General features: G+C 67.7%; 9 protein-coding genes. 6 read left to right on the top strand and 3 right to left on the bottom strand.

Annotation, left to right across the window (positions count from 1 at the left end; genetic code table 11):
• Positions 1 to 405: 405 nt before the first annotated feature.
• Positions 406 to 963 carry a glycine zipper 2TM domain-containing protein gene (locus tag ACVKN3_RS12860; RefSeq protein WP_285402147.1) on the bottom strand — a complete coding sequence of 186 codons (558 nt, stop codon included), beginning with the start codon at positions 961 to 963 and terminating at the stop codon, positions 406 to 408.
• Between the two features lie 205 nt (positions 964 to 1,168).
• On the opposite strand from ACVKN3_RS12860, the gene cysS reads away from it, so the two are divergent.
• Together cysS and ACVKN3_RS12850 are read left to right on the top strand one after the other, a co-directional pair.
• On the top strand, positions 1,169 to 2,548 hold the full coding sequence (gene cysS, locus ACVKN3_RS12855; RefSeq protein WP_285402237.1) for a cysteine--tRNA ligase: 1,380 nt from the start codon (positions 1,169 to 1,171) through the stop codon (positions 2,546 to 2,548).
• Positions 2,545 to 2,979: a SufE family protein gene (locus ACVKN3_RS12850; RefSeq protein WP_285402149.1), complete on the top strand. Its 435-nt coding sequence runs from the start codon at positions 2,545 to 2,547 to the stop codon at positions 2,977 to 2,979. Before cysS ends, ACVKN3_RS12850 begins: the two co-directional genes overlap by 4 nt.
• Positions 2,980 to 2,991: 12 nt before the next feature.
• Here ACVKN3_RS12850 and ACVKN3_RS12845 read toward each other — a convergent pair whose 3' ends face one another.
• A complete protein-coding gene (locus tag ACVKN3_RS12845) occupies positions 2,992 to 4,197 on the bottom strand; it encodes an MFS transporter (RefSeq protein WP_456991868.1) in 1,206 nt (401 codons plus the stop codon).
• Positions 4,198 to 4,347: 150 nt separating this feature from the next.
• Between ACVKN3_RS12845 and ACVKN3_RS12840 the strand changes: the two genes are divergently transcribed.
• Positions 4,348 to 5,307: a LysR substrate-binding domain-containing protein gene (locus ACVKN3_RS12840; RefSeq protein ID WP_285402153.1), complete on the top strand. Its 960-nt coding sequence runs from the start codon at positions 4,348 to 4,350 to the stop codon at positions 5,305 to 5,307.
• 60 nt (positions 5,308 to 5,367) lie between these two features.
• Here the strand turns inward: ACVKN3_RS12840 and dksA are convergent, their stop codons facing one another.
• Positions 5,368 to 6,414: an RNA polymerase-binding protein DksA gene (gene dksA / locus ACVKN3_RS12835; protein WP_354515260.1), complete on the bottom strand. Its 1,047-nt coding sequence runs from the start codon at positions 6,412 to 6,414 to the stop codon at positions 5,368 to 5,370.
• Positions 6,415 to 6,529: 115 nt separating this feature from the next.
• Here dksA and yidD point away from each other — a divergent pair, with 115 nt between their 5' ends.
• Genes yidD through ACVKN3_RS12820 form a run of 3 tightly spaced genes read left to right on the top strand, consistent with a single transcriptional unit; the run spans position 6,530 to position 8,911 of the window.
• Positions 6,530 to 6,790 carry a membrane protein insertion efficiency factor YidD gene (gene yidD, locus ACVKN3_RS12830; protein ID WP_240003931.1) on the top strand — a complete coding sequence of 87 codons (261 nt, stop codon included), beginning with the start codon at positions 6,530 to 6,532 and terminating at the stop codon, positions 6,788 to 6,790.
• Positions 6,783 to 8,123, top strand: coding sequence for a dihydroorotase (locus tag ACVKN3_RS12825; protein WP_354515262.1), 1,341 nt, complete (start codon positions 6,783 to 6,785; stop codon positions 8,121 to 8,123). The genes yidD and ACVKN3_RS12825 overlap by 8 nt, the downstream gene beginning before the upstream one ends.
• Positions 8,120 to 8,911, top strand: a complete 792-nt coding sequence (locus tag ACVKN3_RS12820) for a M23 family metallopeptidase (protein ID WP_285402159.1) — start codon at positions 8,120 to 8,122, stop codon at positions 8,909 to 8,911. Before ACVKN3_RS12825 ends, ACVKN3_RS12820 begins: the two co-directional genes overlap by 4 nt.
• Positions 8,912 to 8,925 lie beyond the last annotated feature (14 nt).

The raw sequence follows: 8,925 nt of genomic DNA, 5'->3' as shown, positions 1-8,925 counted from the left end.
GGGTAGCCCCCTCGGGGCCGGTAGCCGCAGGCGAGGGATTCGAACGGAAAAAGCCCGAAGGGGGCCGGCCAGGACGGCCGGCCGTTTCCGCTGAGACAGGATGTCGAATCGGAAACCTCCGTTCGAAGCCCGACCCGGCCCGAAGGGCAATAGATAAACGGCCGCAGAGCGGCCCTTCCTTGACGGGTCGCCGTAGGCGTGGCCCCGAGGGGGCTACCCGCCGGCTCTTGCTCGAGCGGTACCGCTTCACCGCTTCACCGCTTTGTTGGCTTTTCGCGCACATCGTGCGCTCCTACGTGGTTACGAATGGCGCGGAAGGCGCGGAAGGCGGAAACAGGCACATGGTGCCAACGAAAAGGCCACGATCGCTCGTGGCCTTTTCGTCGCTACCGTGCCCGAAGCCGGTCAGTCCGCCGGCGCCACGCTCACCCGTACCCGTAGGCGCTCGCCCGGGTCGTAGTTCAGGCGCGAGACGTAGACCTCGCCCCGGTAGCGGTACTCGACATCGTAGCCCGCGATGCGACGCTGCTCCGAGACCGAGCTGACGTCGCGGCAGCGGGTTTCCGTGCCTTCGTAGGTGCGATCGCCATTGCGGGCGATGCCGTTGCCGACCGCGCCGCCGGCGACCGCGCCGACGACCGTGGCGGCCTTACGGCCATCACCATGGCCGACGGTATTGCCCAGCACGCCACCGACCACGGCGCCCAGGATGGTGCCGGCGGTGCTGTTGCCGCTGGACTCGCGACGCACGACCGGCTGGTCGTAGCACTCCTGGCGCGGCGTTTCGACCCGCGCGACGCCGTAGACCGGGTCCACACGCAGGACATCGGCCCAACCGAAATGGGTGTTGTCGTCCGGGCCGACCGGACCCGGTGGGGGCGGAGGCGCATACCGCCCGTCCTGGGCGCTGACGCCAGAGGCGAAAACGGCGAGGATAAGCGCAGGGATAAGCAGGCGAGACATGTAGGAAAACCTCCAGCCAGGCGCACAGGCGCGCCTACTGATGTGTATTTCAACAAGTTAACGCTGAATCCACGCTTAGAACTCCCGGCCCACGTCGTCACATTTGATGTCAACCGAACGCGCCATCGTGCGTGCGCCCGCCCGGGCGCTGGCCTTGCTAGTATTCACGGCCGGTCACCCACCGCGCACGTTCATGGATTCCCGCATGCCGATCTCGCTCTACAACACCCTGACGCGCCGCACGGAAGCGTTCATCCCGCTGGACCCGGACCGGGTGACCATGTATGTCTGCGGGCCCACCGTCTACAACTACATCCACATCGGCAATGCCCGTCCGCCGGTGGTGTTCGACGTCCTGGCGCGGTTGATCCGCCGCCATTATCCGACGCTGGTCTACGCGCGGAACATCACCGATGTGGACGACAAGATCAATGCCGCCGCGGGTGCGGCGGGCGTGCCCATCGGCCAGATCACCGCGCGTTACACCGAGGCCTTCCGTCAGGACATGGCCCGCCTGGGCGTGGCGCCGCCGGATGTCGAGCCCCACGCCACGGACCACATCCCGCAGATCGTCGGGATGATCGAGCGACTGGTCGCGTCCGGGCACGCCTACGCCGCCGAAGGCCATGTGCTCTTTCATGTGGAATCGTATGCCGAGTACGGCGCGCTCTCCGGTCGCGATCCGGACGACCTGATCGCGGGCGCCCGGGTCGAGGTGGCCCCGTACAAGAAGAGCCCCGGCGACTTCGTGCTGTGGAAGCCGTCCGATGCCTCCCTGCCCGGCTGGGACAGCCCCTGGGGTCGTGGCCGTCCCGGTTGGCATATCGAGTGCTCGGCCATGAGCGAGGCGCACCTGGGCGAGACCATCGACATCCATGCCGGTGGCGTGGATCTCACCTTCCCCCACCATGAGAACGAGATCGCCCAGAGCGTCTGCGCCCACGGGGGCAAGACGTTCGCCCGCTACTGGCTGCACAACGGCATGCTGACGTTCGACGGCCGGAAGATGTCCAAGTCGATCGGCAATGTCCTGCAGCTGCACGAGCTGCTGGCGCGGCACCCCGGCGAGGCCCTCCGCCTGATGCTGCTGCGCGGCCATTACCGCCAGCCGCTCGACTGGTCCGACAGCGCGCTGACGCAGTCGGTGCGCACGCTGGACGGCTGGTATGGCGCGCTGCGCGACATGGCCGACGTGGATGCCGGGGCGCCGGTGGTGCCAGCCACCGTCGAGGCGGCACTGTGCGACGACCTCAACACGCCGCAGGCCCTGGCCGAGATATCCCAGCTGGTGGACACGGCGCGGCGCGCCAGCGGCGCGGAGCGAGGCCCGGCCAAGGCGGCCCTGCTCGGCGGCGCAGCCCTGCTCGGCCTGCTCCAGGACGATCCGGAAGCCTGGTTCCGCCAGGGCAACCCGGGCGATGCCGTGGACGAAGCGGCCGTCGAGGCCCTGCTGGAAGAGCGCCGGGCCGCACGAGCGGCGAAGGATTTTGCGCGATCGGATGCCATCCGCGACCAGCTCAAGGCGCTGGGCATCGCCATCGAGGACAGCGCACAGGGCACGCGCTGGAGCGTGGTGAAGGCATGAGCACGCCTATCGAAGCCACGGCCTCGGAGGCCCAGACCGCCATCGCGGAGGAATTCGCGTTCTTCAGCGACTGGACGGAACGTTACCAGTACCTCATCGACCTCGGCCGACAGTTGGCCGCGTTTCCCGATGAGTGGAAGACGGAAGCGCACCGCGTGCATGGCTGCCAGTCCATGGTCTGGCTGATTCCGTCGGGTGACGCCTCACGCATGCACTTCGACGCCGCCAGCGATTCCGCCATCGTGTCGGGGCTGATCGCGCTGGTGCTGCGCGTGTATTCCGACCGTTCCGCGCGGGAGATCGTGGAGACCGAGCCCACCTTCATCCAGGACATCGGCCTGGCCAAGCACCTTTCGCCCACCCGCTCCAACGGCCTGGCGGCCATGCTGGTGAAGCTCAAGGCCCAGGCCGCCCAGGCGCTGGAGACGTAAAAACGGTTCCTCTCACGCATGCGCGGGAAGGCGTTCGGCACGCGGCACCAGCAATGGCATCGCTACCAGCGCACAGGCGCTTGCGGCGAGCCACACCATCGGCCAGCCCTGATACGCGAGCAGGTAGGGGATCGAGAAAGGCGTGACAAAGCACACCAGGAACACGCTGGTGTTCGCCATGCCCAAGGCGGTGCCCGCACGCGCCGCACCGGCCAGCGTGGCGAGCTCCGTGTAGGCGACGCCGTGCCATGCCGAGACGCAAACACCGCTCAAACCCAGCAATACAACCAGTGCGACGCGCAGCGCCCCCGAGTCGGCGGCATGCGTGCCCGCGGCCATCACCAGCACCGCAAGTCCCGCGAACAGCAGCACGCTGAGTGCGCTGCAGGCCCGCAAGTAGGCGGGTCGGTTGCGATGACGGTCGGTCCAACGGCCGCTCCACACGCGCATCACCATCGCGCCGACCTGCGTGAACACCATGGTGGCAGTGACCGTCGCAAGGCCTGCATGACCGAAGTCGTGCAGAAAGACGGTGCCGAAGGACAGCACGGCGAACTGTGGCGCACAGAGGCCGCCGATGCCCAGCACGATGCGCCACACGCGCGCATCTCGCAGCGGGCCTTTTTTTGATGCGTTAGACGAGAGGACTGCGTCGGCCACGCTCGCTTTGATGCCCGGCTCATGCACCCAGGCCCAGCTCATCACCGCGCCCAGCCCGCACAGCACGGCCAGCAGGCCGTAGAGCGCGGCAAAGCTGAAGTGCAGCGCCACATACGGCAGCACCAGCGCGCCGATGCCACCGCCCAGCGGCACGGCGGTCTGGCGGATGCTCATCGCAAGCCCGCGCTCGCTGGCGTCGAACCAGGTCATCACCGCACGGCCGCTCGCACCGTTCACGCTGCCGCCCAGCAGGCCGACCAGCAACAGCCCCGCCCCCAGGACGCCGAGGCCGGGGATGTGCCGCGCAGTCGGCGCGGCCCAGAGCGCCATCGCCACGAGTGCGAGCGCGGTACTGCCCAGGCCGGTCAGCAGCACGGGCCTGTCTCCCCAGAGGTCGGTCAACAGGCCCCACGGCAGTTCGCTCACCGCGATACCCAGGCCCATGAGGCCGAGCACCAGGCCGAGGGTGGCGTTGTCGAGCCGGTAGCCGGTGCGCATGAGCACCGCTGTCATGGGAATGCCGCTGAAGGCCACGGAAAACGCTGCGTTGGCGGCCACCCCAGCGGCCAGCACCTTCCAGCGATGGCGCGGTGGGTACGTCGAAGAACACGTCGATAAGGTCATGATGCGACGCAGTCTCCGCCGCTTCGAAGGTTTTGAAAATCAGAAAATAATGCGATATTAGTCCTGAAAAACAGGACGATAAACATGACGCTGCCTACGGGCCAGGTGATGCTCGATCTCGATGTGCTGCGCACGTTCTCCACCGGCATCGCCCTTGGCAGCTACGCGCGCGCGGCCGACAGGCTGGGGCGTTCGACCTCTGCCGTGAGCGCGCAGCTGAAGAAGCTGGAGTCGCAGGCCGGCACGGTGCTGTTCCGCAAGAAGGGGCGTGGCCTGGCACTGACAGACGCTGGCGAGACACTACTGGCCTACGCGCACCGCATGCTTGAACTCAACGACGAAGCCGGCGCCGCCATGCGCGGCGCCGACTTGCAGGGCTGGGTGCGGCTGGGCTTGCAGGAAGACTTCGGCGAGACATTGCTGCCGGCCGTGCTGGGGCGCTTCGCGCGCGCGCACCCCAAGGTGCGCATCGAGGCCTGCGTGGCGCGCAGCGGCGAGTTGCGCGAGCGCCTCGAACTGGGGCAGCTCGACCTGGCGCTGGCGTGGGACGCGGGCGACCAGCCCCTATCTCCGTACGCCGAGCGCGTGGCGCGGCTCCCCTTGTTATGGATCGGCCCGACGGCGGCTGAGCGGGTCGATGCCCCCTGGTGGACGGAACGCGAGCACGGTGGCTCCGGCCCGCGTCGACCCAAGAGCAAAGAGCCGTTACCGCTGATCATGCTCGACGCGCCGTGCCCGTTGCGCGAGATCGTCATCACCGCGCTCGACCGTGCCGGCCTGCCCTGGCGCCGGGCCTTCGGCAGTGCCAGCCTGGCCGCGTTGTGGGCCGCCACGTCGGCAGGCCTCGGCCTCACGGTGCGCACGCCATTCGGGCTACCCTCGCATGTGCGCGCGCTCGACCGCGCCGTGCTGTCGCTGCCGGCACTGCCGAAGATTTCACTCGTGCTGTATCGCGCGCAGGCCCACTCCGAGGCTCCGGCGAGCCGCCTGGCCACGCTGTTGCTGGAGGCGGTGCGCCAGCAGGTGCAGCCTATGGCTGAGTGACATAAAAAAAACCCGCGATCGCTCGCGGGCTCTTTCATGCCGAAGCGGAACGGGTGACGGTCAGTCGCCCATCTGCTTCTGCAGGTGCTCGCGGCGCTCCTGCGCATCGAGGGTGAGCGTGGCGATCGGGCGGGCGTCGAGACGCTCCACGCCGATTTCCTCGTCGGTCTCTTCGCAGAAACCGTAACGGCCTTCCTCGATCCGGCGCAGGGCCTTGTCGATCTTGGAGATGAGCTTGCGATAGCGGTCGCGAGTGCGCAGTTCGAGCGAGTTCTCGGTTTCACGCGTGGCGCGCTCGGCCTCGTCGCCCACGTCGCGGACTTCCTCACGGAGGTTGTCCATGGTCTGGCGGGATTCTTCGACCAGCTGGTCGCGCCAGTCCTTCAGCTTGTTGCGGAAATAAGCCAGGTGACGAGGATTCATGTACTCCTCGTCCGGGCCGGGCTTGTAGCCCTTGGGCAGGTCGATGAGAGTCGAAGCCGGCAGTGCGTAACGGCCGTCCTCGCGAGTGATGCCATTGTCGGGGGATTGGGGAGCGGTGCTGTTCATGCTGGGGTGCGTGGACTTCTCGTTACTGGATGAGGTGGCGCTGCCGACCGCGGAGGCGGTCCTGCCCTTCACTGGCGTCGGTGCGTCATGGACCGGGGCGGAGGGTTTCGCCGCCGGCGGGGAAGCGGGTGCGGGCCCGGCCTTGGCCGGCGCCCTGGATTTCGTCGCGGCCGCCGTGACGGCCGGTTTGGCGGCGGCAGCGGTCGGCTTCGACGGCGCCTTGGCAGCGGCCGGAGCCGACTTGCCGGCGGCGGGCTTGCCGACGGCAGCGTGGGTGGATGCCGCCTTGTTGGCTGCCGCCTTGGCCGGGGCCTTCGCGGTGGCGGCCTTGGCAGGAGCGCCCTTGCTCGCCGCGGCCTTGGCGGTGGGCGCCGCCGGCTTGCCCACGGGCTTCGCGGCCGGCGCGGGCACAGCCTTCTTTGCCGCGGGCGCGGTCGTCTTCGTTGCGGCCTTGGCCACCGTCTTGCTGGCCGGCGTCCTGGCCGACGTCACATCGCCTGACCCGCCCTTCTTGGCGGCGCCCTTGGCGGCTGCGGAACTGCTAGCGTTTTTCGCCATATCCTTCACCTCGGTGGCCGTGGCGGCGGGGTGTTATAGCCCAGATGCGTTACCCCAGCAACCTCTCTTCTGGGATACTGTGCTCTGGCTTACGCCGGTAGGCACCGGACTGATTGTGACCCGCCTTCTCCTGATACTGCTTTCCTTCTACAAACGGTGGCTCAGTCCCCTCCTCGGGGCCCGATGCCGCTTCCATCCATCCTGTTCCGATTACACCCGCGTCGCCATCGCCCGGTTCGGGCCACTGCGCGGCTCGATCCTGGGACTATGGCGCATCCTGCGCTGCCAGCCGCTGTGTGAAGGCGGCCACGACCCCGTCCCCGAACAATTCGTCCTGCGCCGCTGCGGCGCCCAAGGAGTGCATACCCATGACTGATGCCTGGCTCATCAAGAACGCCGAACTGATCAACGAAGGCCGCCGGTTCAAGGCCGACGTGCGCGTACGTGGCGGAAAAATCGCGACCATTGCGCAGGACCTGGCAACGGAGCGTGACGAACAGGTCATCGACGCCACCGGCCTTTGGCTGCTGCCCGGCATGATCGACGACCAGGTGCACTTCCGCGAGCCGGGGCTCACCCAGAAAGCCGACCTGGCCAGTGAATCGCGCGCCTGTGCCGCCGGCGGCATCACCAGTTTCATGGAAATGCCCAACACCAAGCCGCCCGCGCTGGATCGCGACTCCCTGGAACACAAATACGACCTGGCCGCCAAATCGTCGGTCGTCAATTACGCCTTCTACATGGGGGCGAGCAACGACAACCTCGAGGCCATCCGCGCGCTGGACCCCAAGGCCGCGCCGGGCATCAAGGTGTTCATGGGCGCATCCACCGGCAACATGCTGGTCGACAACCCGGAAACCCTCGATCACATCTTCCGCGACGCGCCCACGCCGATCATCACCCACTGCGAGGACACGCCGATGATCGACGTGAACCTCGCCAAGGCCCATGAGAAGTACGGCGACGACATCCCGATGTGGGAGCACCCGCACATCCGCTCGCGCGAGGCGTGCATCAAGTCCACCCGGCTGGCCATCTCGCTCGCGAAGAAGCACAACACCCGCCTGCACGTGCTGCATATCTCCACCGCCGACGAGTTGGCCCTGTTCGAGCCCGGCCCGATCGAAGGCAAGCGGATCACCGCGGAAACCTGCGTGCACTTCCTGCATTTCGGCGGCAGGGCCGACTACGAGGCAAAGGGCTCGTTCATCAAGTGCAACCCGGCGATCAAGGACGAGTCCGACCGCGAGGCCATCATCGAGGCGTTGGCCGAAGGCCGCCTGGACGTGCTCGCCACCGACCACGCCCCGCACCTGCTGGAAGAAAAGGAACAGAAGTACGACAAGGCGCCGTCCGGCCTGCCGCTGGTCCAGTTCGCCCTGCAGGCGGCGCTCCAGCGCGTGACCGAAGGCAAACTGACCCTTGAGCGCGTGGTCGAGGCCGTATGCCACGCCCCTGCCAAACTGTTCGACGTGGAGAACCGCGGCTTCCTGCGCGAGGGCTACGCGGCCGACCTGGTCCTTGTCGACCCGAACAAACCGCACACGGTTACCCGCGAAGAAGTCCTCTCCAAGTGCGGCTGGTCGCCGTTCGAAGGCGAGACGTTCTCCAGCAGCATCGTCTCGACCTTCGTCAACGGCCAGCGCGTGTGGGACGGCAAGACCGTCGATGGCACTGTCCGTGGCCAGCGCCTGACGTTCGACCGATGAGAAGGATCGTAAGCACGGCGCTCGCCCTGTTCTCGGTCGCGGCGGCATCGGCCGCCGTTCCCGACCTGCCCGTCAGCGTGTCGCAGGGCGGCCTGGTGATCGCCCACGCACCCCCGGGCGCGCGGGTCACCGTTGCCGGCAAACCGGTGCACGTGGGCGACGACGGCGTGTTCGTGTTCGGTGCCGGGCGCGACGAGAAGGGCCCGCTGGTCGTGGTCGTGGACGGGACGAAGCGCCAGGTCGGTGTCACCCCGCGCGACTGGCCGATCGAGCGCGTGGAGGGCGTGCCGCCGACCACCGTGAATCCGCCGCCGGAGATCGCCGCACGGATCGAGCGCGAGCAGGCCGAGGTGGTCGCCGCACGCAACCGCGACGACACCCGCGAAGACTTCACCCACGGGTTCATCTGGCCTGTGAAGGGAAGGATCAGTGGCCGCTTCGGCAACCAGCGTATCTACAACGGCGATCCCAAGGCCCCGCATTCGGGTATGGATATCGCCGTTCCCGAGGGCACGCCGGTGAAGGCACCGGCCGATGGCGTCATCACCTTCGCCAAGCCCGACCTGTACCTCACGGGCGGCACGGTGCTGCTCGACCATGGCTTCGGACTGTCGTCCAACTTCCTGCACCTGTCGCGCATCGACGTGACCGTGGGCGAGCACGTGAAGCAGGGCCAGGTGATCGGCGCGGCCGGCAAGACGGGACGCGCCACCGGGCCGCACGTGCACTGGGGCTTCAACTGGTTCGGCACACGGCTCGATCCGTTGTTGCTGCCGGGGATTCGCTGAAGGGAGCTGCGGCG

It is taken from the genome of Luteibacter sp. PvP120, from assembly GCF_054055715.1.
This window is presented reverse-complemented; position numbering and strand designations above follow the sequence as displayed.

Excerpts from the sequence above, each read along its gene's own strand:
- ACVKN3_RS12860 (WP_285402147.1), bottom strand. The coding sequence starts at position 963 with ATGTCTCGCCTGCTTATCCCTGCGCTTATCCTCGCCGTTTTCGCCTCT.
- ACVKN3_RS12840 (WP_285402153.1), top strand. The coding sequence starts at position 4,348 with ATGACGCTGCCTACGGGCCAGGTGATGCTCGATCTCGATGTGCTGCGC.
- ACVKN3_RS12850 (WP_285402149.1), top strand. The coding sequence starts at position 2,545 with ATGAGCACGCCTATCGAAGCCACGGCCTCGGAGGCCCAGACCGCCATC.
- dksA (WP_354515260.1), bottom strand. The coding sequence starts at position 6,414 with ATGGCGAAAAACGCTAGCAGTTCCGCAGCCGCCAAGGGCGCCGCCAAG.
- ACVKN3_RS12825 (WP_354515262.1), top strand. The coding sequence starts at position 6,783 with ATGACTGATGCCTGGCTCATCAAGAACGCCGAACTGATCAACGAAGGC.
- cysS (WP_285402237.1), top strand. The coding sequence starts at position 1,169 with ATGCCGATCTCGCTCTACAACACCCTGACGCGCCGCACGGAAGCGTTC.
- ACVKN3_RS12820 (WP_285402159.1), top strand. The coding sequence starts at position 8,120 with ATGAGAAGGATCGTAAGCACGGCGCTCGCCCTGTTCTCGGTCGCGGCG.